Origin of the sequence: Caulobacter sp. UC70_42, from assembly GCF_044056025.1 — a bacterium.
Classification (GTDB): Bacteria; Pseudomonadota; Alphaproteobacteria; order Caulobacterales; family Caulobacteraceae; genus Caulobacter.
Genome location: NZ_CP171994.1, coordinates 2,539,940 through 2,563,442, shown reverse-complemented (window position 1 = coordinate 2,563,442; position 23,503 = coordinate 2,539,940). Strand labels below are relative to the sequence as shown.

Sequence of the window (23,503 nt, the reverse complement as noted above, 5' to 3'; positions counted from 1 at the left end):
GACGGCCACTAAGGGGCCTGGAAGCCTTACTTGCGACAGGGTCTTCGCGTTGACACCAAGATGACCGGTGCTTAAGTCTCCGGCCGCACCGGAATAGCGGATTTTATCCGTTGCTCCAGCGCGACTTCATCTTCCGTAGTCGAGGCCGCACAGCCTTAGCGCCGGCCTCCTCGTCAAACCGTCCCACCGGATTCCCCCCGCATGCTTGGTCTCGCCAAAAAGCTCTTCGGCTCTTCCAACGAACGCAAGGTCAAGACGCTGACCGCGCGCGTGGCGAAGATCAACGCCTACGAGGCCGAATACGCCGCCCTGTCCGACGAGGCCCTGAAGGCCAAGACGGCCGAGTTCAAGGCGCGCCTCGAGAAGGGCCAGACCCTCGACGACATCCTGAACGAGGCCTTCGCGGTCGTTCGCGAGGCGTCCAAGCGCGTGCTGGGCATGCGCCACTTCGACGTGCAGCTGGTCGGCGGCATGGTGCTGCACTTCTCGGGCATTTCGGAAATGCGCACGGGCGAGGGCAAGACCCTGGTCGCCACCCTGCCGACCTATCTGAACGCCCTGGAAGGCAAGGGCGTCCACGTCATCACCGTCAACGACTACCTGGCCCGCCGCGACGCCGACTGGATGGGCCAGATCTACAATTTCCTGGGCCTCAGCTACGGCGTGATCGTCAACGGCCTCTCCCAGGGCGAGCGCCAGCGCGCCTATCGCAGCGACATCACCTACGGCACCAACAACGAATTCGGCTTCGACTACCTGCGCGACAACCTCGTCTACAGCGTCGAGGAAATGGTCCAGCGCGGCCACAACTTCGTCATCGTCGACGAAGTGGACTCGATCCTGATCGACGAAGCCCGCACGCCGCTGATCATCTCGGGCCCGACCGAGGACCGCAGCGAGTTCTACAAGACGATCGACGTGCTGGTGAAGCAGCTGATCCTGGACAAGGGTACGTACGACCACGACGAGAAGCAGAAGCAGGTCATCCTGACCGAGGACGGCCAGGAGAAGATCGAGGAGATGCTGATGTCGGGCGGCCACCTGGCCGAGGACTCGGCGGGCCTCTACGACGCGGCCAACGTCTCGGTGGTGCACCACGTCAACCAGGCCCTGCGCGCCAACGTGCTGTACACGCGTGACAAGGACTACATCGTCAAGGGCGGCGAGGTGATCCTGATCGACGAGTTCACCGGCCGCATGATGACCGGCCGCCGCCTGTCGGAAGGCCTGCACCAGGCCATCGAGGCCAAGGAAGGCGCCGACATCCAGCCCGAGAACCAGACCCTGGCCTCGGTGACCATCCAGAACTACTTCCGCCTCTACAAGAAGCTGTCGGGCATGACCGGCACGGCCTCGACCGAGGCCCAGGAGTTCGACGACATCTACAAGATGGGCGTCAGCGAAATCCCGACCAACCGGCCGGTCCAGCGCATCGACGACGATGACGAGGTCTATCGCACCGAGCGCGAGAAGAACGAGGCCATCCTCAAGCAGATCGCCGACTGCCACGTGCGCGGCCAGCCGATCCTGGTCGGCACCGTCTCGATCGAGAAGTCGGAAGAGCTGTCCAAGCTGCTGTCCAGCTTCTCGTTCGAGAACAACGGCAAGAAGCAGAAGGGCATCCCGCACCAGGTGCTGAACGCCCGCTTCCACGAGCAGGAAGCCGTGATCGTCGCCGACGCGGGCGTGCCCGGCGCGGTGACCATCGCCACCAACATGGCCGGCCGCGGCACCGACATCCAGCTGGGCGGCAACATTGACATGCGCCTGTTCAACTGGCGCCAGCAGCAGAAGGGCATGGGCCTGGAGATCACCCACGAGGACGAGGCCGCCGAGCGCGCCCGCCTCGAGGCCGAGATCGCCGACGCCAAGGCCAAGGCGCTGGCCGCCGGCGGCCTGTTCGTGCTGGGCACTGAACGCCACGAAAGCCGCCGCATCGACAACCAGCTGCGCGGCCGCACCGGCCGTCAGGGCGACCCGGGCCGGTCGAAGTTCTTCCTGTCGTGCGAGGACGATCTCCTCCGCATCTTCGCCGGCGAGCGCCTGGACGCGATCATGCGCACCTTCGGCGTCCAGGAAGGCGAGGCCATCACCCACAAGTGGCTGAACAACGCCATCGCCACGGCGCAAAAGCGCGTCGAGCAGCGCAACTACGAGATCCGCAAGAACCTCCTGAAGTACGACGACGTCGTCAACGACCAGCGCAAGGCCGTGTTCGAGCAGCGCCAGGAGTTCATGGAGAGCGACGACCTCTCGGACATCATCGTCGAGATGCGTCACGACACGATCGACGACCTGGTGGCCCGTCACCTGCCGCCGAAGGCCTATGCCGAACAGTGGGACATCGAGGGCCTGAAGGAACGGGTCCAGTCGATCCTGGGCCTGGACCTGCCGATCGAGGCGTGGGCCGCCGAGGAAGGCATCGCCGACGAGGAGATCAAGCAACGCCTCGTCAAGGCCGCCGACGACTACGCCGCCCAGCGCGAGGTGATCATCACGCCCGAGCAGATGCGCTCGGTCGAGAAGAACTTCCTGCTGCAGATGATCGATCTGCAGTGGCGCGAGCACCTGATGCACCTGGACCACCTGCGCAACGTCATCGGCCTGCGCGGCTATGGCCAGCGCGATCCGCTGAACGAATACAAGACCGAGGCTTTCTCGCTGTTCGAGAAGCTGCTGGGCGATCTGCGCACCAACACCACCCGCTGGCTGATGACGGTCGAGATCGCCTATGCCGAGCCGGAAGTCCCGCAGTCGTCGCTGGAAAACCTGGTCGAGGTCCACCTGGACCCGCTGACCGGCGAGAACGCCGCCGTCGCCGGCGCGATCCCCGACGGCCTGTCGCCGCAACAGCGCCAGGCCCTGCCGATCTCGTCCCTGCCGGAAGAGTGGGAGCGCACCAACCGCAACGCCCCCTGCCCCTGCGGCTCGGGCAAGAAGTTCAAGCAGTGCCACGGCTCGCTGGTGTAAGACGAGACGAAGCCTGAGCCTTGAAACGCCCGCCCTGGGAGACCGGGGCGGGCGTTTTGCTTGGCGCTAGATAGCTGATTTTAGAGCCTGTTTATCCCGTTTAGATGGTTCCATCTAACGGGACAGGCTCAGGCCCTTCGCGCGGGCAGAAGGATCACCGCCGCCGCCCCGACCAGGATCACCGCCGCGCTGACGCCCGACATCCGCAGCCCCGCCGCCACGTCCGTCCCGGCCAGCGCCCCGAAGATCGCCACCCCGGCCGCGCCGCCGACCTGGCGGCAGGCGTTGAGCGTTCCCGAGGCCGCGCCGGCGTCGTGTCGGTCGACGCTGGCCAGCAGGCCGCTGGTCAGGGCCGGGATCGCCAGGCCCATGCCGCCGGGGATCAGGGCGAAGCCGGGCATCATCTCCAACAGGCCGCTATCGGGTCCCAGCCGGGCGGTCAGGGCGTAGCCGCACGCGGCGATCAGCACGCCGCCTGCGGTCACCGTCCTGGCGCCCAGCCGCGCCACGAGCCCGCCGCTGACCAGATTCGACAGCACGAAGGTCGCCGTCAGCGGCAGGAAGGCGATCCCGGCCTTGCCCGGCGCCCAGTGCAGGGCGCGCAGCATGTAGAGGCCCAGCACGAAGATCAGCCCGTAATAGGTGAAGTTCAGGGCCGAGCCGACCACCACCGCCGTCCAGGCCGGGCGCTTGCGGAACGCCGCCAGCGGCATGGCCGGGTGCGAGGCATGGCGCTCGACCCACACGAAGGCGGCGGCCAGCAGCAGGCCGGAGACCAGGGCGAGCAGCGGCCAGCCGTTCCATCCTCGATGTCCGCCCTCGATCAGCCCGCCGACCAGCAGGGTGACGGCGGCGACGGCCAGGGCCTGGCCGGGGATGTCGAACGGGACCTTCGGCCTGGGCGGCGTCGTGGGGGCGACGAGCAGGGTCAGCATCGCCCCGGCCGCGCAGAGCGGCAGGTTGACGAAGAACACCCAGCGCCAGCCGACCGCCTCGACCAGCAGGCCGCCCAGCACCGGGCCGGCGGCGATCGACACCCCGCCGGCGGCGGTCCACCAGCCAACGGCCGTAACGCGCGCCCGATCGTCGCCATGCGCGGCGTGGGCGATCAGGGCCAGGGACGGCGGGATCAGCAGCGCCCCGGCCGCGCCTTGCGCCACCCGGGCCAGGATCAGCGCCAGCGGGCTCCCCGCGACGCCGCAGGCGGCCGAGGCGAGGCCGAACAGCGCCAGCCCCGCCATGAACGCCCGCTTGGGTCCGACCCGGTCGCCGATCGCGCCAGCCGACAGCAGCATCGCCGCCAGGGCCAGCACATAGGCGTCGACCACCCATTGCAGCTGCGCGGTCGGGGCGTCGAAGGCCTTGCCGATGGCGTCCAGCGCGACATTGACGATGGTCACGTCCAGCTGGGTGACCAGGAAGCCGAAGCTGGCGGCGGCGGTGATCCAGCCGAGGCGGGAAGGCTTGGTGCTCATGGCCTGCGTCATGCCCTGGTCCGGCGCGCGATTGCTACACGCGTCGATGAACCATTCCGGCGGCGATCGGTCTAGGATGCCGGTCATGGACGCCAATATCGCTTCCCCCGCCGCCCTGATCGGCGACCCGACCCGTGCGGCCATGCTGCAGGCCTTGCAGGACGGTCGCGCCCAGCCCGCCAGCGCCCTGGCCTGGGCCGCCGGGGTCACCGCCCAGGCGGCCAGCAACCACCTCGCCAAGCTGGTCGACGGCGGCCTGCTGGCGGTCGAGCGCGAGGGGCGTCATCGCTACTACCGCCTGGCCAGCGCGGAGGTGGCCCACGCGATCGAGGCGCTGTCGGCGCTGGCCGCGCCCGTTCGCTCCCTGGAGATCCCGCGCTCGCCGAAGGCTAGGGCGCTGCGCGACGCGCGGTGCTGCTACGGCCATCTGGCCGGACGGCTGGGGGTGAGGGTGTGCGAAGCGCTGGTCGACCGCGACCTGATCCGACCGGCGGATGGGAAACTCTACGACGTCACGGCCGAAGGGCGACGCTGGTTCGAGGACCTGGGCGTCGCGGTCGACAGCCTGCGCTCGCCGAGAGGCATCGCCCGCCAGTGCCTGGACTGGACCGAGCGGCGGCATCACCTGGCCGGGCCGCTGGGGGTCAAGCTGCTGGAGACGATGACGGCGCGCGGCTGGCTGGCGCTGGAGGCCAAGGGACGGGCGGTGCGGGTGACGGCCGAGGGCGCGCTGGCGTTGCGGGCGCGGCTGGGCGTGAGCCTGGAGGATGAGGGCCGGGCGGCGGCCTGAAAGTCACCTTCCTCCCCCTCCTGGGGGAGGGGGACCGCCGAACGGCGGTGGAGGGGGTCAGCTGCGGCGAGCGCGCCACCGCTTCGCGGACCCCCTCCGTCTCGATGCGTATTCGCATCGATCCACCTCCCCCTAATGGGGAGGAGAGACCCAAGCGCCTCCTAAGGCCGCAGGACTATCCCCACGTCCGCCGGCGTCCCGCCGTCGACCTGCGCCAGATACGCGGCCTGGACGGCCTCGGGGCCCTGTCCGGTCTCCACCTTCAGCCACCGTGGCGCATCGGCCACGAAGCCGCTCCACGCCGCGCCGTAGCGTCGCTCGAACTCGCCCGGCGCCCAGTCCTGCCGCCGCTTGGCGATGCGGCTCGGCGCGAAGAAGAAGGCCGGCGTAGGGCCGGGCAACGCCCCGCTGCCTGTCTTGGGCGCCTCCCAGTGGGTGCCGCCGACCAGGATCGAGGCCTTCAGATCGTCGGCGAACCGGTTGTGCACGCTGGCCAACACCGCCGCATCGCCCGCGAAGTCGACGAACGCCGCCGGTCCCTCGATCGGCGCCGTCGCCAGGTCGTCGTACAGCACGACCTGATCGTAGAACCCCAGCCCCTCGACGAAGGCCTTGTTGCGGGGCGAGGTCAGGCCCACGACCTTCACCCCGCCGCGCCGCTTCAGCAGCGCCGCCAGGCCGATCGCCGTCTTGGACGAGGCGCTGGAGAGGATCACGCTCGTCGCGCCGTAGAAATCATTCTCGTCGAACTGGTCCTCGATCAGGAACGACGTGATGAACAGGGGCTGCAGCAACGCCTTGTGCGCCTCCAGGCCGTCGTCTTCTCCGACCGCCTGGTACTGGTTGTAGACCACCGCCAGATGCGCGCGACGCGGCGCGGCGTCGGTGAAGCCGGTCTTGCCCGGCTTGGCCAGCACGGTCAGGTGCGTCGACATCGGCCAATAGCCGTAGAACCGCTGGCCGACCGCGATGTCCGGGTGGTTCGAGGCCTCGACCCGGGCGTGACCCCAGACCGGCACGCGGCCGAAACCCTCCGGCGCCGGGAAGAAGTCCCAGTATTTCATCGCCTCGCCGAACACGGCGTAGGTGATGTTGTTGGCCGTCAGGGCGAAGCTCTCGATCGCCAGGCGGACCTCGCCGTCGTTCAGCGGCGCGGGCGCGGCGTCGCGGACCTCGGCGCGGCGCAGGTTGTCTTTCGCGACCAGCAGGTCCCAGCCCATGGCGTTCTCTCCCTCGGTTTCCGATCGAGGCTAAGCGGCGGCGGAGAAGGCGTCAAACGAGCGTTTACCTCCTCCTCGTAGCACCGCTGGCAAGGAAGCCGCCCCCAACCCCAAGGCGTGGAGGCGCGCCGCGCATTGTCACCAGAACAATGTTTCCGTTGCCCCGACGGCGGCCAGGGGGCAATCCGAAGCCATCCCTCGCCCGATGGAACCGCCATGACCACGACGCCCCTGCCCTTGCGCCACTTCCTGCTGGCCCTGGCCGTGGTGGCGGTGTGGGGCACCAATTTCGTGGTCATCCGCATCGGCCTGAACCACCTGCCGCCGCTGCTGTTCGCGACCTTGCGCTTCTGCATGGTGCTGGTTCCGATGGTGTTCATCGTCAAGCGGCCGGCGGTGTCCTGGGCCAACCTGGCGGCCTACGGCCTGCTGATCGGCGCGGGCCAGTTCGGCCTGCTGTTCGTGGCCATGAAGGGCCACATCTCGCCGGGCCTGGCCTCGCTGATCCTGCAGACCCAGGTGTTCTTCACCATCGGCATGGCCATGTGGATCAGCAAGGAGCGGATCCAGGGCTTCCAGATCGCGGCTCTGGCGCTGGCCATCGCCGGCATCGTGGTGATCGCCGCCCACGGCGGCGGGGCGGCCACGCCGCTGGGCGTGATGCTGGGTCTCTTGGCCGCGCTCAGCTGGTCGGGCGGCAACATCGTCGCGCGCCAGGCCGGGCCGGTGAACATGCTGGGCTATGTCGTCTGGGCCAGCCTGTTCTCGATCCCGCCGCTGTTTCTCATGTCGCTGTGGCTGGAAGGCTGGCCGGCCATCGTCAAGGGCGTGACCGGCGCGGGCCTGTCGACCTGGCTCGCCGTGGCCTGGCAGGCCGTGGGCAACACCATGTTCGGCTACGCCGCCTGGGGCTGGCTGCTGGCGCGGCACCCGGCCGCCACCGTGACCCCGATGGCCCTGCTGGTCCCGGTGTTCGGCATGAGCGCCTCCGCCCTGGTGCTGGGCGAGAGCCTGCCGGCCTGGAAGCTGATCGCCGCGGCGCTGGTGCTGACGGGCCTGGCGGTGAACATGCTGTGGCCGAAGGTGCGGATGAAGTTCCTGGCGCCCGCCTAAAACGGACATTGACCTCCCCCGCGTCACCCGCCTGACCCTGCCTTAAAACAGGGAGGCCGCCATGACGCCGTTCGAGGTGAACTGGACCCCGGCGCAGATCGACAAGGTCCTCGCCCAGGTTCGCGCCTATGAGTTTCCGCCGGCGCCGGAGGGCGGCGGCTGGGGCTATGGCTGCGACGCCGATTTCCTGCGAGACCTTTGCGCCTACTGGACCGAGGGCTTCGACGTCGCGGCGGCCCAGGCCAATCTCAACCGCTTCCCGCAGTTCACCGCGACGATCGAGGATCTCGACATCCACTTCGTCCATGTGGTCGGGGAGGCGAAGGGCAAGCGGCCGCTGCTGATCAGCCACGGCTGGCCGGGGTCGCACTTCGAGTTCTGGGACGCCATCGCGCCCCTGGCCTTCCCCTCGCGCCACGGCGGCGACCCGGCCGATGCGTTCGATCTCGTCATTCCGTCGCTGCCGGGCTTCGGCTTCTCCGGAAAGCCCAAGCGGCCGCTGGGCCAGCGGGCGACGGCGCGGATCTTCGACACGCTGATGACCGATGTCCTCGGCTATCCGACCTATCTGGCCCAGGGCGGCGACTGGGGCGGCCTCGTCACCTCGTGGCTGGGTCTGGACCACGCCGCGCATGTGAAGGCCATCCACCTGAACATGATCGGCCTGCGCCCAGCCGGCCCGCCCACGACCCCCGAGGAGATCGCCTGGATCACCGGCTTCGGCGCCCAGATGGATCTCTGGGCGCCTATTTCCGCCTGCAGGCCAGCAAGCCGCAGTCCGTCGCCTGGCTCGGCGCCAGCAACCCCGTCGGCCAGGCGGCCTGGATCCTGGAGCGTTTCCACGACTGGGCCGACCTGTCGCAGAAGCCTTTCGAGCGGGTGTTCACGCGCGACCAGCTGCTGACCAACCTGATGATCTATGTGATGACCGGCAGCTTCACGACCGGCGCCTGGTACTACCGGGCCATGCTGGAGGAAGGCGGCCCCGTCCTGGCCGAAGGGCAGCGCTGCGAGACCCCGACCGCCTTCGCCAACTTCCCTGGCGAGAGCATCTACAAGCCCCCGCCCCGCTCGTGGGCCGACCGGGCCTACAACATCGTCCGCTGGACCGAACAGCCGCGCGGCGGCCACTTCGCGGCGATGGAGGAGCCTGAGCTGTTCGTCGACGATGTGCGCGCCTGGGCGCGCGCGACCTGAAGATTTTCTGACCCGTCGGCGAGAATATTGGACCTTATCGCCCGTTCCCGCGCGGCTAAGGTCGCGCCCGTCGTCGCCTGGATTACAAGTACGAGGAAACGCCGATGTCCGACCGCAAGCTCCACCCCGAGACCCTGGCCCTGCACGCCGGCTGGCGCGCCGATCCCGCCACGGGGGCCGTGCGCCGCCGATCTACCAGACAACCTCGTACCAGTTCGAAAGCGCCGAGCACGCGGCCGACCTGTTCGCCCTGCGCAAGCTGGGCAACATCTACACCCGCCTGGGCAACCCCACGACCGACATCCTGGAGCAGCGGCTCGCGGCTCTTGAAGGCGGCGCCGCAGCCCTGGCCGTCGCTTCGGGCCAGGCGGCCTCGGCCCTGGCGATCCAGAACCTGGCCCGGGCCGGCGACAATATCGTCAGCTCGACGGACCTCTATGGCGGCACCTGGAACCTGTTCGCCAACACCCTGCGCGACCAGGGGATCGAGGTTCGCTTCGTCGATCCGCAGGACCCGCAGGCCTTCGCCCGCGCCACCGACGAACGCACCCGCGCCTACTACGCCGAGACCCTGCCCAATCCGAAACTGACCGTCTTCCCGATCGCCGAGGTGGCGCAGATCGGCCGCGAGCGGGGCGTCCCGCTGATCGTCGACAACACCGCCGCCCCGCTGCTGGCCCGACCGCTGGAGCATGGGGCGGCGATCGTCGTCTATTCGACCACCAAATATATCGGCGGCCACGGCACCTCGATCGGCGGCGTCATCATCGACGGCGGCAATTTCGACTGGACGGCCCATCCCGAGCGAAGCCCGACCCTGAACACGCCCGACCCCAGCTATCACGGCGCGGTGTGGGCCGAGGCCGCCAAGCCGCTGGGTCCGATCGCCTATGTCCTGCGCGCCCGCACGGTGCTGCTGCGCGACCTGGGGCGCGGCCCTGTCGCCGTTCAACGCCTTCCAGATCCTGCAAGGGCTGGAGACCCTGCCGCTGCGTATCACCCGCCACAGCCAGAACGCCGCCGCCGTGGCCCAGGCGCTTGCCCAGACGCCGGGCGTGACGCGCGTGATCCACCCCAGCGTCCAGACCGGCCTCCAGCGCGAGCGCGCCGACCGCTATCTGTCGGGCGGCCATGGCGGCCTGGTCGGCTTCGAGCTGGCGGGGGGTCGCGAGGCGGGCCGCAAGTTCATCGACGCGCTGAAACTGTTCTACCACGTGGCCAATATCGGCGACGCGCGCAGCCTGGCGATCCACCCGGCCTCGACCACCCACTCGCAGCTCAGCGCCGAGGAGCAGGCGGCGACGGGGGTGTCCGACGGCTATGTGCGCCTGTCGATCGGCCTGGAGCATATCGACGACATCCTGGCCGACCTGACCCAGGCCTTGGCGGCGGCCCAGTAGGTCGATCGCCCCCGCGGGTTCCGCTTGCCCGGAACCCGCGCGGGCCTCTATCCAGAGGGCATGACAAGCCCCCGCTACGATTTCGCCTCTGACAACGTCGCCGGCGCCATGCCCGAGGTCATGGAGGCCCTGATCGCCGCCAATGTCGGGACGGCCTCGGGCTACGGGACCGACCATGTCAGCAAGGCCGCAGGCGACCGCATCCGCGCCCTGCTGGACGCCGACGCCGAGGTCCGGTTCACGGCCTCGGGCACAGCGGCCAACGCCTTCGCCCTGACCCTGCTGGCCGCCCCGCACGAAGCGGTGCTGGCCCACGAGCACGCTCACATTTGCACCGACGAGACCGGCGCGCCGGGCTTCTTCAGCCAGGGCGGCGGTCTGATCGGCCTGCCGGGCGCCTCGGGCAAGATCGCGCTGGCGGGTCTCGAGGCGGCCCTGGCGCGGCCCGAAGTCTCGTACAACCAGCCCGCCAACGCCCTGTCCCTGACCACCGCCACCGAATACGGCACGGTCTATTCCGAAGACCATCTGCGCGCGCTGATCGCGCCGGTGAAGGCCAAGGGCTATGGCGTCCACCTGGACGGCGCCCGCCTGGCCAACGCCGTGGCCGCCGGCTTCGACCTGAAGAGCGTGGCCAGGATGGGCGTCGATATCCTGGTGATGGGCGGCACCAAGGCCGGCTCGACCCCGACCGAGGCCGTGGTGTTCCTCAACCCCGCCCACGCCCGCCGCCTGGACGCCCGCCTGAAGCACGCCGGCCAGCTGGTCAGCAAGGGCCGCTTCCTGGCCGCCCCGTGGCTGGGCCTGCTGGGCGAGGACGGCTCCACCGGTCCCTGGGCCGCCCGCGCCGCCCACGCCAACGCCATGGCCCGCAAGCTGGCCGACCTGATGCCGTTTCCGATCAAGCACCCGGTTCGAGGCCAACGGCGTCTTCGTCGAGATGGACGAACCGACCCTGGAGCGCCTGCGCGGCGAGGGCTGGTTCGTCTACCGCTTCCTGGACGGGACCGTGCGGTTCATGTGCTCGTGGGCGACGACGCCGGAGATGGTGGAAGACCTGGGCGCGGCGCTGGCGCGGGTGGCCTAAGTAGATGCTCCCCCGCGCGCGGGGGAGCTGTCGCGGAGCGACTGAGGGGGCTAATGCGGCAGGGGCTCCAGCTAGCCCCCTCCGGCCCTCCGGGCCACCTCCCCGGCATCGCGGGGGAGGATCTTTGGCGCCGCTTCGGCCTGAGCGAAAGCCACGACCTCCGCCGCCGCCGCGCTGGCGCTCGTCTCGGTGATCCCCAGCAGCTGGGCGATCTCGCTGGCCGGGGCCGGGCGGCTGATGAAATAACCCTGGATCTCGGCGCAGCCCTGGCCTCGAAGGGCGTTCAGCTGCTCCAGGCTCTCGACGCCCTCGGCCGTGGTGACGATGCCCATGGACGAGCCGAGGTCCAGCACGGCCTTGATGATGGCCATGGCGTCGCTGTCTTCCAGGATGTCGCGCACGAAGGTCTGGTCGATCTTGATCTTGTCGAACGGGAAGCTGCGCAGATAGCTGAGCGAGCTATAGCCCGTGCCGAAGTCGTCCATCGAGATCCGCACGCCCAGGGCTTTCAGGTCGTGCAGCATCGACATGTTGGCGGCGCTGTCCTGCAGCAGCACCGACTCGGTGATCTCCAGCTCCAGGCGCTGGGCGGGCAGGCCCGAGGCCGCGATCGCCGAGACGACAGTGCGCACCAGGCCCCGGTCGCGGAACTGGGCCGGCGACAGGTTCACCGCCAGACGCACGTGATCGGGCCATCGGGCCGCTTCCGCGCAGGCCGTGCGCAGCACCCAGTCGCCCAGCGGGACGATCAGGCCGATCTCCTCGGCCAGCGGGATGAAGTCGGCCGGCGAGACCATGCCCCGGTCGGGGTGACGCCAACGCAGCAGGGCCTCGCAGCCCGTCACCCGCTCGTCGCCCAGATTGTACAGCGGCTGGTAGTAGAGCTCGAACTCGCCGGCCGTCAGGGCCCGGCGCAGATCGAGTTCAAGCGCGCGGCGGGCCTGCAGCTGCTCGTCCATGGCGCGCTCGAAGAAGTGGAAGGCGCCGCGACCGTCGGCCTTGGCGCGATAGAGGGCCATGTCGGCCTTCTTCAGCAGTTCGTCGGCGTCCTCGCCGTCCGAGGGCGCTGCGGCGACGCCGACGCTGGCGCCGATCACCACCTGGTGGCCCTGCAGGTCGAACGGCGCCGACATCGCCTCGAACGATGCGCTCGGCCAGGCGCGTGGCGCCGGTCATGTCGGACAGGCCGGCCTGGACCACCGCGAACTCGTCGCCGCCCAGGCGGGCCACGGTGTCGCCTTCGCGCACGCAGCCGCGCAGCCGCTCGGCGGCGACGCGCAGCAGCTCGTCGCCCAGCGGGTGGCCGAGGGTGTCGTTGACGGTCTTGAAGCGGTCGAGATCAATGAAGTGCACGGCCAGCTGGTCGCCTTTGCGGGCGCGGCGGGCCAGGGCCTCCGACAGGTGCCGCTGAAACAGCACGCGGTTGGGCAGCTCGGTCAGCGGATCATAGTGGGCCAGGCGGGCGATCTGGGCCTCGGCCCGCTTGCGCTCGGCGATGTCTTCCGAGACGCCCAGCAGGTATTCGGCCTGCCCCTCGGCGTTGCGCAGGGCGATCTTCTTGGTGCGGAGGATGGCCATGCCGCCATCCTTGCGCGGCACGTGGTCTTCCTCGATCACGCGAACCTCGCCCGACTCCAGGACCTCGCGGTCGCGCTCGACATAGAGCGCCGCCAGTTCGGCGTCGTGGAAGTCGGCGTCGGTCTTGCCGATCACCTCGGCGCGAGGCCGGCCCAGCATCTTCTCGCCGGCGCGGTTCAGCAGGACGTAGCGGTGATCGTCGGCGCGCTTGACGAAGACCATCGAGGGCATGGCCTCGACGATGGCGGTCATGAAGGTCTGGGCGCGCTCGACATCGGCCTTGGCGGCGGCCAGCTCGGCCACGCCCCGGCGGTTGGTCTCGTTGGCCGCCTGCAACAGGCCCAGCACCGTGCCGACGCCCAGATAGCGGCCGCCCTCGGTGACGATGAAGCCGCGCAGCAGGTCCGAGGCGCGGTAGGACAGGCTGTCGGTGGTGAACTCGGCCAGGGCCGTGTCGGCGTCGACGACCAGCGGCTCGCTGTCCATCAGCGTCGAGATCGGACGGTTGGCGTACAGGGCGCGGCCATACTCGGCGGCCATGCGCAGGAAGAAGGCGTTGCGTTCGACCAGGCCGATGGGGCGGTCGTCGGCGTCGACGACGGGCACGATCAGGGTGTCGGGCTCCTCGCGGAACCGCTCGTACAGGGCCTTGCCGAGATCGTCCTGAAGCGCGGGTTTCAGGGAAGAAACGGTATCCCGCAGGGTGAACATGGTTACGCCTCCACTCGCGGAGGGAAGGACCATTTCCTCGGCTAACGACGTGCTAATGGCCCCGCTTGAACGGGGTTATTTCGCGAAAACTTCATGGCGGCGTCACAGTGTTTGCGGGCGTGTTTACCGTGCCCGCCCACCCTGACGGCCTATTCCCTCGTGGCGTCCCCGAGCAGCACCTGGCCGACCCAGCTGACGATCCCCGTCACCACGGCGGCCTGCACCCCGGCCCACAGGCCGTTCACCGCCAGGCCGTCCAGGAACCAGGCCACTAGCCCGATCATCGCCGCGTTCACCACCAGCAGGAACAGGCCCAGGGTCAGAAGGGTCAGCGGGAAGGTCAGGACGGTGACCACCGGCCGGACCACGGCGTTGACGATCCCCAGCAGCAAGCCGGCGATCAGCAGGGTCTTCCAGCCATCGGCCGTGACGCCAGGCACGATCCGCGCGGCCAGCCACAGGCCGGCGGCGGCGATCAGGATGCGGAAGATGAAACGGAACATGCGGCGCGACTCCCCTCTCGATGGACGGAGATTGGCGCAATCGCGCGCTCGATCAAAGTGACGCCGCATTCGTACAATATCCCAGCGGGCAACTCGGACATTACAAATGCGTTACCACTCTTCCAACTGCCGCTTCGCGAACTATCTAGTCCCTCGTGTGGGGGATGATCGCGCGCGATTGGCGAGCGGATCCGCACGCAAGGGGATATGAAAAGCATGGCCGTGAATTCTCTATCGGTGATGTCGCCGGACGGCGGCCTGTCGCGATACCTCACCGAAATCCGCAAGTTCCCGATGCTGCCCAAGGACGAGGAGTTCATGCTCGCCCAGCGCTGGAAAGAGCATCAGGACTCCGAAGCCGCCCACAAGATGGTCACATCGCACCTGCGTCTCGTGGCCAAGATCGCCATGGGCTATCGCGGCTACGGCCTGCCGATCGGCGAGGTGATCTCGGAAGGCAATGTCGGCCTGATGCAGGCCGTCAAGAAGTTCGAGCCCGACAAGGGCTTCCGCCTGGCCACCTACGCCATGTGGTGGATCCGCGCCTCGATCCAGGAATACATCCTGCGCTCGTGGTCGCTGGTGAAGATGGGCACGACCGCCGCGCAGAAGAAGCTGTTCTTCAACCTGCGCAAGGCCAAGAGCCAGATCGCCGCCTTCCAGGAAGGCGACCTGCGCCCCGAGCAGGTCAGCGCCATCGCCACCAAGCTCGGCGTGCTGGACAGCGAGGTCATCTCGATGAACCGCCGCCTGTCGGGCCCCGACGCCTCGCTGAACGCGCCGCTGCGCGCGGACGGCGAAAGCGAGTGGCAGGACTGGCTGGCCGACGACGACCAGGTGTCGCAAGAGACCGTCGTCGCCGAGAACGAGGAGAAGTCGCTGCGGATGTCGCTTCTGGAAGAGGCGATGGTCGAGCTGACCGACCGCGAGCGTCACATCCTGACCGAGCGCCGCCTGAAGGACGACCCGACCACCCTGGAAGAACTGGCCGCCCAGTACGGCGTCAGCCGCGAACGCGTCCGCCAGATCGAGGTCCGGGCGTTCGAGAAGCTGCAGAAGACCATGCGCGAGGCGGCGATCGCCAAGAACATGGTGGATGCGTAAAAGCTTGAGCTCACGGAAGTGAGACGGAAAGGGGCGCTCGCTGAGCGCCCCTTTTCGTTGCGCCACGGTCCTGAAAGTCCGGCGGCCGGCAAGGCGCCGGCGGCGAATTTCGACCCGTTGGCGACCTTCGCAGGGTCGGCTACCGTGGCGATCCCATGTCTACAAACGTGCTGCCTTACGCGATGGCCGCGCTGTGCTTCGTAGCGGCGATGTACGCTGGTACGCGCGCCAACGCTGTCGTGTTCGAGGTCGTTAGAGCGATCAATCAGCAAAGCCCTCCTGAAGATCAAGAAGCGCTCTACGTTTGGTATCCCTCAAAATGGGATCGCGTAACGACCAAATACAAAGCACTGTTTCCCGAAGGAAAGCTGCTCAGGAAGTTCTGGGCCTACACGGCACTTAGCGCGATTGGGATGCTTTGCGTGTTGTTTTCGCTGGCGTCCGGGGAACACTAGCCCGATCGTAACGTCCGACAGCCACCCCAAGCGGGCTTAGTCGTCTTCGCCGAAAATGCTCGGCTCCAGTGTCATTGTTGCGCCGACCATTCTGATCTTCGCACATTCAGCGTGGGCGTAAATCTGCTGCCAGGGATCGTCATCGCCGCGTTGGTCGGCATCCCAACGCCATAGGCTTTCCACACCGATCGCCACTGCACCGTGATCGGTTCTCTCAATGCCTTTGCCGCAGAACCAGCAGGTGTATTCGTTCATGTGCGCATGCTGGCTCAGCGGCAGCGTTGCGACAAGGTCCGCTCACCACCCCGAACAGACGATGGGCAGGTCTGCTATCGGACGTCTGCGGCCGGCTTTGCTTGTATCGGTGCGCTCCCCCATCTCCGGACGGGAATGACCGAGCTTTTTATGGTGCTATGAGCACGGCAATGACCGACACGACCGCTCCCCTCCCCCAGTTGATCCTGCTGCCCGGCCTGCTCAACGACGCCGAGCTGTGGCGCGACCAGATCAGCGGCCTGGCTGATGTCGCGCGGATCTGGGTTCCCGACCTGACGCCCTACGCCACGATCCGCGAGATGGCGCAGAGCGTGCTGGAGAAGGCCGAGCCGCGCTTCGCCCTGGCCGGGTTCTCGATGGGCGGCTACGTGGCCCAGGAGATCGCCCGGATCGCGCCCGAGCGCATCGAGCGGCTGGCCCTGCTGGACACCTCGATCCGCGTCGACACGCCCCAGCGCGCGGCGCAGCGCCGGGCCCTGAACAAGGCCGCCGCCAAGGGCGGGGACGTTCCTGGGCGTCGGCCAGGCGATCATGAAGAGCTATGTCGACGCCTCGCGCCTCGACGACGCCGACCTGACCGGCCGCATCGTCGACATGACCCAGCGCCTGGGCCGCGAGGTGTTCCTGCGCCAGAACAGCCTGGAGCGCGAGGACGGCGAGGCGGCGCTGCGCGCCCTGCGCGTGCCGCTGGTCATCATTGTCGGCGAGAACGACCAGATCACCCCCGCCGAGGGTCACCGCGCGATGGCGGCGGCGATCGGCTGCACGCACCTGCTGGTGATCCCCGACACCGGCCACATGACGCCGATGGAGGCGCCGGGGCCGGTCAACGGGGCGCTGCGCCACTGGCTGGGAAGACCGGCCGGGACGCGTTAGCGCAGACGCGCCGCGCGACCTTCAAGATTTCTGAGACAAAACTGTCAGGGAAACATCGCCTCCCAAAACTATGCCGACCCCCGGGCTGTCCAAGCGCGCTGCTCAAGAATGCGCGACGAACAAGGGGATACTGATGAAGAAGACCATGCTCTTCGCGCTGGCGGCCTTCGGGCCGCTGGCCCTGGCGTCTGTCGCCGCCGCCGCCGCGCCCGAGGACGCGCCGATCGCCACCGCCGAAACGCCGACCCTGGCTTCGGAAGTCGTGGTCCAGGCCAAGATCGCCTATCGCAACCGCAGCGAATCGACCGCCCCGGTTCTCGACTACGGGCTCGACTATTTTCAGCGCTTCGAGCCGCTGACCGTCGGCGACGCCCTCAAGCGCGTGCCCAGCGTCTCGTTCTTGTCGGACGTGCTGGAGTCGGACGGCGTGCGCCTGCGCGGCCTCGATCCGGCCTACACCCAGATCCTGATCAACGGCGAGAAGGTCCCCGGCTCGGGCTCCAGCTCGGGCGCGTTCGGCAGCGGCTCGGACCAGGCGTTCTTCGTCGACCGCATTCCGGCCGAGCTGATCGACCACATCGAGATCGTCCGCAGCAACAGCGCCAACCGCAGCGGCGACGCCGTGGCCGGCGCGCTGAATATCGTGCTGCGTGACGCCATGAAGCTGGACGGCGGCTATGTCCGCGTCGGCGCCCTGCACTTCGACGACAAGCGCGTGCGCGAGACCTATGGCGCGGTTCGGGGCGGATAGGTCGGCCCCGGCCGCCTGCTGGTCGGCGCCAACGTCCAGGGCCGCCGCAATCCGAAGGAAAAACTCAGCCTGCGCTACGACGAGCCGGGCGCGGCCCTGAACAACAACGAACTCCAGACCGACAAGCGCAACGGCACCGACAGCTCGTTCAACATCGCCTACGACGTGCCGGTCGGCGCCGGCCAGCTGTCGGTCAACGGCTTCTACGTCCACACCGACCGGTACCAGAACGAAGACTCGATCGAGTACAACACCGGCAACAACGTCAACGCCAACCTGTCGAGCATCAACGACAACGACGTCGACATTCAGCAGGACAGCTACGCGCTGAACGGCAAGTACAAGTTCCCGATGGCCGGCGGCGAGACCAGCATCAAGCTGGGCTACGCTTCGTTCGAGAACAACGAGTACGAGTTCGAGTACGAGACCGAATATCTGCGGGACTCGACCCCGTTCCCGGACGGCGACCGCTTCACCGGCGACCGCGCCAAGACCCGCATCGCCGACGACGAGGTCTCGGCCAAGCTCGAGCACAAGCGCGACCTGACCGACAGCGCCAGCCTGGAGTTCGGCGTCCAGTACGAGGGCAAGCGTCGCGACGCCCACGTTCAGGAAGTTCCGCGCAATCGCTACAACCTACCGGCCGCTTCGCCGCCCGCCTTCCGCCCCTATGGCGTGGTCGGCAGCGCGCGCCTGGAGCAGACCCGCATCGACCCCTACATCATGGCGTCGGGCCGCTCGAACGGCGTGAAGTGGGAAGCGGGCCTGCGCTACGAGACCACCGACGTCACGATCGAGGACTACGTCCTGAGGACCAAGACGGACAAGGACTACCAGATCCTGCTGCCGTCGGCCTCGGTGCGCTACAACCTGTCGGGCGCCGACCAGATCTACGCCTCGGTCGCCCGCACGGTGCGCCGTCCCAGCTTCCAGCACCTGTCGCCGGTGCTGCTGGAGGAAGAGCTGGGCTCGAACGACTTCGTCGGCAACCCGAACCTGGATCCGGAAAAGGCCTGGGGTCTGGACGTCGGCTACGAGCGCCGCATGGGCCGCGACGGCGTGTTCGGGGTCAATGTCTTCTATCGCGACGTCAAGGACCTGATCGAGCTGACCAACACCGGCGTGCGCGGCTCGGCCGATGATCCGCCGGATGACATCGCCTGGGTCTATTCGGCCCGCAACACCGGCGACGGCAAGGTCTACGGGATCGAGTTCGACCTTTCGACGCCGCTGTCGTTCATCGGCCTGGATAACACGGGCGTCTTCCTGAACTACTCGTACCTCGACTCCGAGGTCAGCGACGAGTTCGGCAAGCGCCGTTTCAACAGCCAAGCCGAGTCGGTGTTCAACGTCGGCTTCATCCAGGACATCCCGTCCTTCGGCGCCGCGTTCGGCGTGACCTATCGCAAGCAGGGCGAGGCCTACAGCCGCGTCGTCGGCGAGGAGGTCACCACTACCTACGGCGCCGACCTTGAAGCCTTCATCGAGAAGCGCATCGGCAAGAACATGGTCGTGCGCCTGACCGGCTCGAACCTGCTGGACGCCAACAAGCGCGAGACGTTCAACAAGTTCACCACCCTGGCCAGCCAGCAGACCCGCGACTTCGACGAGTACGAGCTCGAGCGCGAAAAGGCTGGTCCGGTATTCCAGCTGGTCGCCCGCATGGCGTTCTAGGGAACCGACCACCTGAAACGAAGAAGGCGGCGCCCGCGAGGACGCCGCCTTTTTTGTGTTCTCCCGGCCCCAGAGAGGAAGGAGCCCCCTAGGCCGCGCGGCCCGTGTCCTCGCCGGCCATGAAGCCCATCAGGGCGTCGATGCGCTTGACCAGTTCGACGCGGGCCGCGGGACCGGCCAGGTCCGCGCCCATGCAGGTTTCCAGCGCCGCCGCGGCCTGGACCAGGCGGCTGTCCTTGACGAACTCGCCGACCTTGCGCAGCTCCACCGCCTGGGCGACCAGCGCGCGGCGGGCCTGGGCCGGATCGCTGTCCAGCGCGGTGGCGGCGGATTTGACGATGCGCAGGGCCTGGGACAGGCGCGCGGCGGGCGTACCGGCGCCGTCGGCCTTGCGCTTGCGCGGACCCTTGTAGTCGGCCGAGTTGAAACGGCGGCGGTCGGGACCGACATAGGCCACGGCCTCGATCCAGTCGCGCGGCTTCAGGGTCACCGCTTCGAGACGGCGCTCCAGGTCGCCCAGATTGAAGGGCTTGCGCATGAACTCGTGCACCCCGGCGTCGCGGGCGCCGAAGATCGCTTCGGCGGTGGCTTCGGCCGTGCACATGATCACCGGGGCCTCGCGGCACATCAGGTCGCTGCGACGGATCTTGCGGGTGAAGGCCAGGCCGTCGACGCCGGCCTGGTTGTGCTCGACGAAGATCAGCTGGGGGTCGGTGGCGCGGGCCATGGCGTAGCCCTTCTCCGCCGACGGCGCGGCGAAGATCTGCACCCCGCCCAGGGGGCGCAGGTGCTCGGCCAGCAGGCGCGCCGTCGCCGGATTGGGATCGACGACCATGACGCGCTGCACCTTGGCGGCGACACGCTGGATTGTGCGGACGTTACCGTCGAACACGGACGACAGCCTCCTCGAAACTAGACCCCGACGAATAGACCCAGATTGTAAAAATCCACTTATAATCGTGAGGCGATCAACCGCGTCGGTTTATCGCGCTGGTTCGGCGCCCAGCCCCTACACGCCCAAGGGAACCGACAGGCCGGCCTCGAAGTCCATCAGGATATCGATGGCCTCTTCGACGTCGACCGTCAGCGGCTCGTTCTGCGGGAAGCGATAACGCCAGTAGCTGGAGATGTGGGAGATCACCCCCACGCGCTCGCCGAGCGACAGGAACATCTCCGGCGCGCGCAGCAGGAAGTCGCGGAAGGCCGTGGGCCGGCCGTTCTCGATCAGATCCTCGAATGCGTCGTCATAGACCTTCAGCGTCCGCAGGATCGCCGAGCGCTCGACCAGCACCCCGCCCTGCAGGCGGCGGCGGGAGTCGTCGACGAACTTGGCGGTCTCGGCGTCCTTGTTGCCGGTGACGATCAGACGGCCGATTTCCTGGCCCACCGTGGTCAGCTGCGGCCACAGCTTGGTCAGCATCCATTTGTAGTAGAGGAAGCCCTTCCAGCTGAAGACGCCTTCCTTGAAGCTCTCGCCCTCCATGACCAGGGTGTCGCGCAGCGGCTCCAGGCGTTCGTCGACATCGGTCGACAGCAGGGCCTCGACCAGGCGCGCGGCGTGGGCGCGGCCGACGCCGCCGGCCCCGCGATAGGCCAGCTCGATCAGCCGCGAGATTTCCAGGGTCACGAAGCCCTGCATGTTCTCGTAGTCGGCCGTCGACAGGGCGAAATAGCAGTTGGCGACCAGCACCCCGTGGCGGCGCAGGTGCTCGCGCAGCAGGAACGGATCCAGCGACGGCAGCACGTCGATCATCCGCAGGGTGGCCAGATCCCGGCTCATGTCGCCCGAGGCGTTGCAGGCCTCGATCACCAGGTCGGCCCAGCCGCGCTGGCCCACGAACACCGACTGGCCGCCCAGGCCCAGGTCCTTGCGGTCGAACGGAATGATGATCTTGGTCGCCGTCGGCCGGGCTTCGTCGAACAGGTAGATGTCGTCGTTGCGCAGGCGGTGCTTCAGCACGATGGCGGTGTTCAGGGTCCGGTTCCGGAACAGCGGCGCCTGGGCGTATTCGGGCCGGTGGGCGCTTTCGGCCTCGACGGCCAGCAGGTTCAGGACACGGCTGGTCGAGGCCGTGCGCTCCAGGGCGCGCAGGCTGCGCATCATCCGATCGGCCTTATGGACCGGCTTCAGCCTCCGGCGACGCGCGAGTGCGGACACGAAACCCCCTCTGTAGACAGGTCGTCATAAGGCCCGGATGGCTAACAAACGCTAACCAAACAGTGTTCGCTCAGTCGCACGCAACCGAAAGTGGGGACGAGGCTGGGGTTCGTCCCCAGGTCCCGCCTGGTGGGGCCACGTGGCCGGATCGGAGATCGCGCTCTGGGCGCTCTACCCGTGCTCGGCGCCCTCGGCCTTGCTGGAACACCTGAGGACAGCCTTCCCCCCCCGGCGCGCCCGGGATAGACGCTAGCTCGCGGCCTTCAGCGCTTCGGGAGCCGTCGCCGCGCCGCGCAGCCTGGCCACCGTCATCAGCAGACCAGCCGGCTGGATCGGCTTGGGATGGGCGTCATCGAAGCCCTGGGCCATCAGACGCTCGGCGTCGCCGACCATGGCGTCGGCGGTCAGGGCCACCACCGGCAGGTCGATCCGGCCGCCCTCGCCCGCGCGGATGCGGCGCACGGCCTCGAACGCCGTCCATCACCGGCATGTGGACGTCCATCAGCACGACGTCGAAGTCCTCGACCCGCAGGCGGGCCAGGGCCGTGTGGCCGCTGGCGGCGGTCGCCACCTGGACTTCCGCGGCCTCCAGGATGGCGCGGGCCACGGTCTGGTTGATGGTGTTGTCGTCGACGACCAGCACGCGCGCGCCGGTCAGGTCGGCGGCGACGTCGCCATCCAGCACGTCGTCCGGCGCCGTGGCAGCGGCCAGCGGCAGGCGGGCGGTGAAGATCGAGCCCTGGCCTGGCGTGCTCTCGACGCCGATCTCGCCCCCCATCTGCTCGGCCAGACGCCGGCAGATGGCCAGGCCCAGGCCGGTGCCGCCGAACCGGCGGGTAATCGTGCGGTCGCCCTGGACGAACGGGGTGAAGAGCTGGTCGACCTGGGCGGCGTCCATGCCCACGCCGGTGTCGGAGACGGACAGGGTGATCCCCTCGCCCGCTTCACGCCCGCACGGCGCGACGCGGATGACCACCCGGCCGGCGTCGGTGAACTTCAGGGCGTTGGAAATCAGGTTGCGCAGGATCTGGCGCACGCGGATGTCGTCCCCCGCCAGCCAGGCCGGCGTCGCGGGGTCGATCTCGACCGCCAACTCGACGCCCTTCAACAGCGCGGTCTCGCGCCAGACCAGGCGGATCTGGGAGACCGACTTGCGGATATCGAACGGCGCGACGTCCAGGGCCAGCTTGCCGGCTTCGACCTTCGACAGGTCGAGGATGTCGTTGAGGATGGTCATCAGGCCGTGGCCCGACTGCTCGATCATCTCCAGATAGCCGCCCTGGCGCGCGTCCAGGTCGGTGGCGCGCAGGGCATGGGCCATGCCCAGCACGCCATTCATCGGGGTGCGCAGTTCGTGGCTCATCATCGCCAGGAAGGCCGACTTGGCACGGCTGGCGTCCAGGGCCTCGGCCTCGGCGCGTTCCAGGGCCTGGGCGGACTTGCGCATCACGCGCACCGCGTCGATGGCGTAGCCGATCAGGCCCGCGATCGTCACGAGGACCACGGCCTTGTCCCAGACGGTGAAGCGCTTGGCGACGAGGCCCACCAGGATCAGGGCGCCGAACGGCCCGGGCAGGATGGCGAGCATGGCCGCCCAACTGACCGTGGCGTATTTCAGCCCCTCGACCACGAGCCCGAACAGAATGAGCACGGCGGCGAACTTCATCGCTATCGGACCGTGCACCGCGCTCAGGCCGGCCATGATCGACCAGGCCAGCGTGAAGCAGGCCGGCGGCCCCACCCGCAGAGCCAGCGGCGTGCGCCCGGTCTGGCGCGGTTCGAAGACCATCTGCAGATAGACCAGCCAGCCTTCGAGGACGAGATTCACCGCGCCCCAGGCCAAGGCCGGCCCGGCGCCGAAGTGAAAGGTCAGCAACCCGCCCACCAGGGCGGTGACGGCCAGGCGCGCGACGCGGCTGCGCCGACTCATCATGAGCGAAGCGCCTTCGCGTCCGTCGTCGAGAAAGTCTCTCAGCCCCACCCGCCGTCCTCTCCCGGTAGTTCTCGCGGCGGAACTTGGGCGAACAAGGTTCACAATCGTTTACGATGTGAAAGCCTGTCCGCCTTTTTCGGCGGCGGGCCCCCGCCGTGGGTAGGGCGCCCGATGGACGGTGACCCTATCCCTGGAACGGGTTTCGCATCAGGCCCCCGCTATCCCTGGAAGG

At 68.2% G+C, this 23,503-nt stretch carries 16 protein-coding genes and 5 pseudogenes; 13 read left to right on the top strand and 8 right to left on the bottom strand.

Translation table 11 applies throughout. The features are described from left to right. Nucleotides 1-201: 201 nt before the first annotated feature. Nucleotides 202-2,970 carry a preprotein translocase subunit SecA gene (gene secA, locus ACHMW8_RS12900; RefSeq protein ID WP_395445753.1) on the top strand — a complete coding sequence of 923 codons (2,769 nt, stop codon included), beginning with the start codon at nt 202-204 and terminating at the stop codon, nt 2,968-2,970. A 128-nt stretch (nt 2,971-3,098) separates the two neighbouring features. Here secA and ACHMW8_RS12895 read toward each other — a convergent pair whose 3' ends face one another. Next, nucleotides 3,099-4,457, bottom strand: a complete 1,359-nt coding sequence (locus tag ACHMW8_RS12895) for an MFS transporter (protein WP_125156615.1) — start codon at nt 4,455-4,457, stop codon at nt 3,099-3,101. Nucleotides 4,458-4,530: 73 nt separating this feature from the next. On the opposite strand from ACHMW8_RS12895, the gene ACHMW8_RS12890 reads away from it, so the two are divergent. Then, nucleotides 4,531-5,235 carry an ArsR/SmtB family transcription factor gene (locus ACHMW8_RS12890; RefSeq protein WP_395445752.1) on the top strand — a complete coding sequence of 235 codons (705 nt, stop codon included), beginning with the start codon at nt 4,531-4,533 and terminating at the stop codon, nt 5,233-5,235. Nucleotides 5,236-5,396: 161 nt separating this feature from the next. Here ACHMW8_RS12890 and ACHMW8_RS12885 read toward each other — a convergent pair whose 3' ends face one another. Continuing rightward, nucleotides 5,397-6,455 carry a DUF2855 family protein gene (locus ACHMW8_RS12885; protein WP_395445751.1) on the bottom strand — a complete coding sequence of 353 codons (1,059 nt, stop codon included), beginning with the start codon at nt 6,453-6,455 and terminating at the stop codon, nt 5,397-5,399. A gap of 216 nt (nt 6,456-6,671) precedes the next feature. Between ACHMW8_RS12885 and ACHMW8_RS12880 the strand changes: the two genes are divergently transcribed. From ACHMW8_RS12880 to ACHMW8_RS12860, 5 genes and pseudogenes are all read left to right on the top strand, one after another. Continuing rightward, on the top strand, nt 6,672-7,568 hold the full coding sequence (locus ACHMW8_RS12880) for an EamA family transporter (protein ID WP_395445750.1): 897 nt from the start codon (nt 6,672-6,674) through the stop codon (nt 7,566-7,568). A 61-nt stretch (nt 7,569-7,629) separates the two neighbouring features. After that, nucleotides 7,630-8,765: pseudogene (locus ACHMW8_RS12875) on the top strand (epoxide hydrolase family protein). Beyond that, nucleotides 8,737-9,504, top strand: a pseudogene (locus ACHMW8_RS12870) (PLP-dependent transferase); the annotation flags it as partial. The pseudogenes ACHMW8_RS12875 and ACHMW8_RS12870, both read left to right, overlap by 29 nt. Before the next feature lie 151 nt (nt 9,505-9,655). Then, on the top strand, nt 9,656-10,165 hold the full coding sequence (locus ACHMW8_RS12865; protein WP_395445749.1) for a PLP-dependent transferase: 510 nt from the start codon (nt 9,656-9,658) through the stop codon (nt 10,163-10,165). A gap of 60 nt (nt 10,166-10,225) precedes the next feature. Beyond that, nucleotides 10,226-11,252, top strand: a pseudogene (locus ACHMW8_RS12860) (low specificity L-threonine aldolase). Between the two features lie 71 nt (nt 11,253-11,323). Here ACHMW8_RS12860 and ACHMW8_RS12855 read toward each other — a convergent pair. Together ACHMW8_RS12855 and ACHMW8_RS12850 are read right to left on the bottom strand one after the other, a co-directional pair. Further along, nucleotides 11,324-13,541, bottom strand: a pseudogene (locus tag ACHMW8_RS12855) (putative bifunctional diguanylate cyclase/phosphodiesterase). Nucleotides 13,542-13,690: 149 nt separating this feature from the next. Further along, the gene (locus tag ACHMW8_RS12850; protein ID WP_125155963.1) at nt 13,691-14,044 is read right to left on the bottom strand and encodes a phage holin family protein; all 354 of its coding nucleotides are present in this window, start codon (nt 14,042-14,044) and stop codon (nt 13,691-13,693) included. A gap of 106 nt (nt 14,045-14,150) precedes the next feature. Here ACHMW8_RS12850 and ACHMW8_RS12845 point away from each other — a divergent pair, with 106 nt between their 5' ends. The 3 genes from ACHMW8_RS12845 (at nt 14,151) to ACHMW8_RS12835 (ending at nt 15,603) form a co-directional block, all read left to right on the top strand. Then, a complete protein-coding gene (locus tag ACHMW8_RS12845) occupies nt 14,151-14,255 on the top strand; it encodes a hypothetical protein (RefSeq protein ID WP_395445748.1) in 105 nt (34 codons plus the stop codon). After that, nucleotides 14,252-15,148, top strand: a complete 897-nt coding sequence (gene rpoH, locus ACHMW8_RS12840) for an RNA polymerase sigma factor RpoH (protein WP_395445747.1) — start codon at nt 14,252-14,254, stop codon at nt 15,146-15,148. Before ACHMW8_RS12845 ends, rpoH begins: the two co-directional genes overlap by 4 nt. Before the next feature lie 155 nt (nt 15,149-15,303). Beyond that, nucleotides 15,304-15,603, top strand: coding sequence for a hypothetical protein (locus ACHMW8_RS12835; protein ID WP_395445746.1), 300 nt, complete (start codon nt 15,304-15,306; stop codon nt 15,601-15,603). 36 nt (nt 15,604-15,639) lie between these two features. On the opposite strand, the gene ACHMW8_RS12830 is transcribed toward ACHMW8_RS12835, so the two are convergent. Further along, nucleotides 15,640-15,858, bottom strand: coding sequence for a hypothetical protein (locus ACHMW8_RS12830; protein WP_395445745.1), 219 nt, complete (start codon nt 15,856-15,858; stop codon nt 15,640-15,642). Between the two features lie 170 nt (nt 15,859-16,028). Between ACHMW8_RS12830 and ACHMW8_RS12825 the strand changes: the two are divergent. The 3 genes and pseudogenes from ACHMW8_RS12825 (at nt 16,029) to ACHMW8_RS12815 (ending at nt 19,180) form a co-directional block, all read left to right on the top strand. Continuing rightward, nucleotides 16,029-16,755 (top strand): annotated as a pseudogene (locus ACHMW8_RS12825) (alpha/beta fold hydrolase). A 133-nt stretch (nt 16,756-16,888) separates the two neighbouring features. Then, nucleotides 16,889-17,506 (top strand): TonB-dependent receptor plug domain-containing protein, encoded by a 618-nt coding sequence (locus ACHMW8_RS12820; RefSeq protein ID WP_395445744.1) that lies wholly within the window; start codon nt 16,889-16,891, stop codon nt 17,504-17,506. 165 nt (nt 17,507-17,671) lie between these two features. Further along, nucleotides 17,672-19,180, top strand: coding sequence for a TonB-dependent receptor domain-containing protein (locus ACHMW8_RS12815; protein ID WP_395445743.1), 1,509 nt, complete (start codon nt 17,672-17,674; stop codon nt 19,178-19,180). A gap of 88 nt (nt 19,181-19,268) precedes the next feature. Here the strand turns inward: ACHMW8_RS12815 and ACHMW8_RS12810 are convergent, their stop codons facing one another. From ACHMW8_RS12810 to ACHMW8_RS12800, 3 genes are all read right to left on the bottom strand, one after another. Continuing rightward, nucleotides 19,269-20,015: a response regulator gene (locus ACHMW8_RS12810; RefSeq protein ID WP_125156613.1), complete on the bottom strand. Its 747-nt coding sequence runs from the start codon at nt 20,013-20,015 to the stop codon at nt 19,269-19,271. Between the two features lie 174 nt (nt 20,016-20,189). After that, entirely contained in the window at nt 20,190-21,284 is a 1,095-nt protein-coding gene (locus tag ACHMW8_RS12805; RefSeq protein WP_395445967.1) for a hypothetical protein, read from the bottom strand. Nucleotides 21,285-21,687: 403 nt separating this feature from the next. After that, entirely contained in the window at nt 21,688-23,271 is a 1,584-nt protein-coding gene (locus ACHMW8_RS12800; protein ID WP_395445742.1) for an ATP-binding protein, read from the bottom strand. Between the last annotated feature and the right edge of the window lie 232 nt (nt 23,272-23,503).

Coding starts and splice junctions, on each gene's coding strand:
- secA (WP_395445753.1), top strand. CDS start 202: ATGCTTGGTCTCGCCAAAAAGCTCTTCGGCTCTTCCAACGAACGCAAG.
- ACHMW8_RS12895 (WP_125156615.1), bottom strand. CDS start 4,457: ATGACGCAGGCCATGAGCACCAAGCCTTCCCGCCTCGGCTGGATCACC.
- ACHMW8_RS12890 (WP_395445752.1), top strand. CDS start 4,531: ATGGACGCCAATATCGCTTCCCCCGCCGCCCTGATCGGCGACCCGACC.
- ACHMW8_RS12885 (WP_395445751.1), bottom strand. CDS start 6,455: ATGGGCTGGGACCTGCTGGTCGCGAAAGACAACCTGCGCCGCGCCGAG.
- ACHMW8_RS12880 (WP_395445750.1), top strand. CDS start 6,672: ATGACCACGACGCCCCTGCCCTTGCGCCACTTCCTGCTGGCCCTGGCC.
- ACHMW8_RS12865 (WP_395445749.1), top strand. CDS start 9,656: ATGTCCTGCGCGCCCGCACGGTGCTGCTGCGCGACCTGGGGCGCGGCC.
- ACHMW8_RS12850 (WP_125155963.1), bottom strand. CDS start 14,044: ATGTTCCGTTTCATCTTCCGCATCCTGATCGCCGCCGCCGGCCTGTGG.
- ACHMW8_RS12845 (WP_395445748.1), top strand. CDS start 14,151: ATGCGTTACCACTCTTCCAACTGCCGCTTCGCGAACTATCTAGTCCCT.
- rpoH (WP_395445747.1), top strand. CDS start 14,252: ATGAAAAGCATGGCCGTGAATTCTCTATCGGTGATGTCGCCGGACGGC.
- ACHMW8_RS12835 (WP_395445746.1), top strand. CDS start 15,304: ATGTCTACAAACGTGCTGCCTTACGCGATGGCCGCGCTGTGCTTCGTA.
- ACHMW8_RS12830 (WP_395445745.1), bottom strand. CDS start 15,858: ATGAACGAATACACCTGCTGGTTCTGCGGCAAAGGCATTGAGAGAACC.
- ACHMW8_RS12820 (WP_395445744.1), top strand. CDS start 16,889: ATGAAGAAGACCATGCTCTTCGCGCTGGCGGCCTTCGGGCCGCTGGCC.
- ACHMW8_RS12810 (WP_125156613.1), bottom strand. CDS start 20,015: ATGGTCGTCGATCCCAATCCGGCGACGGCGCGCCTGCTGGCCGAGCAC.
- ACHMW8_RS12805 (WP_395445967.1), bottom strand. CDS start 21,284: ATGATGCGCAGCCTGCGCGCCCTGGAGCGCACGGCCTCGACCAGCCGT.
- ACHMW8_RS12800 (WP_395445742.1), bottom strand. CDS start 23,271: ATGATGAGTCGGCGCAGCCGCGTCGCGCGCCTGGCCGTCACCGCCCTG.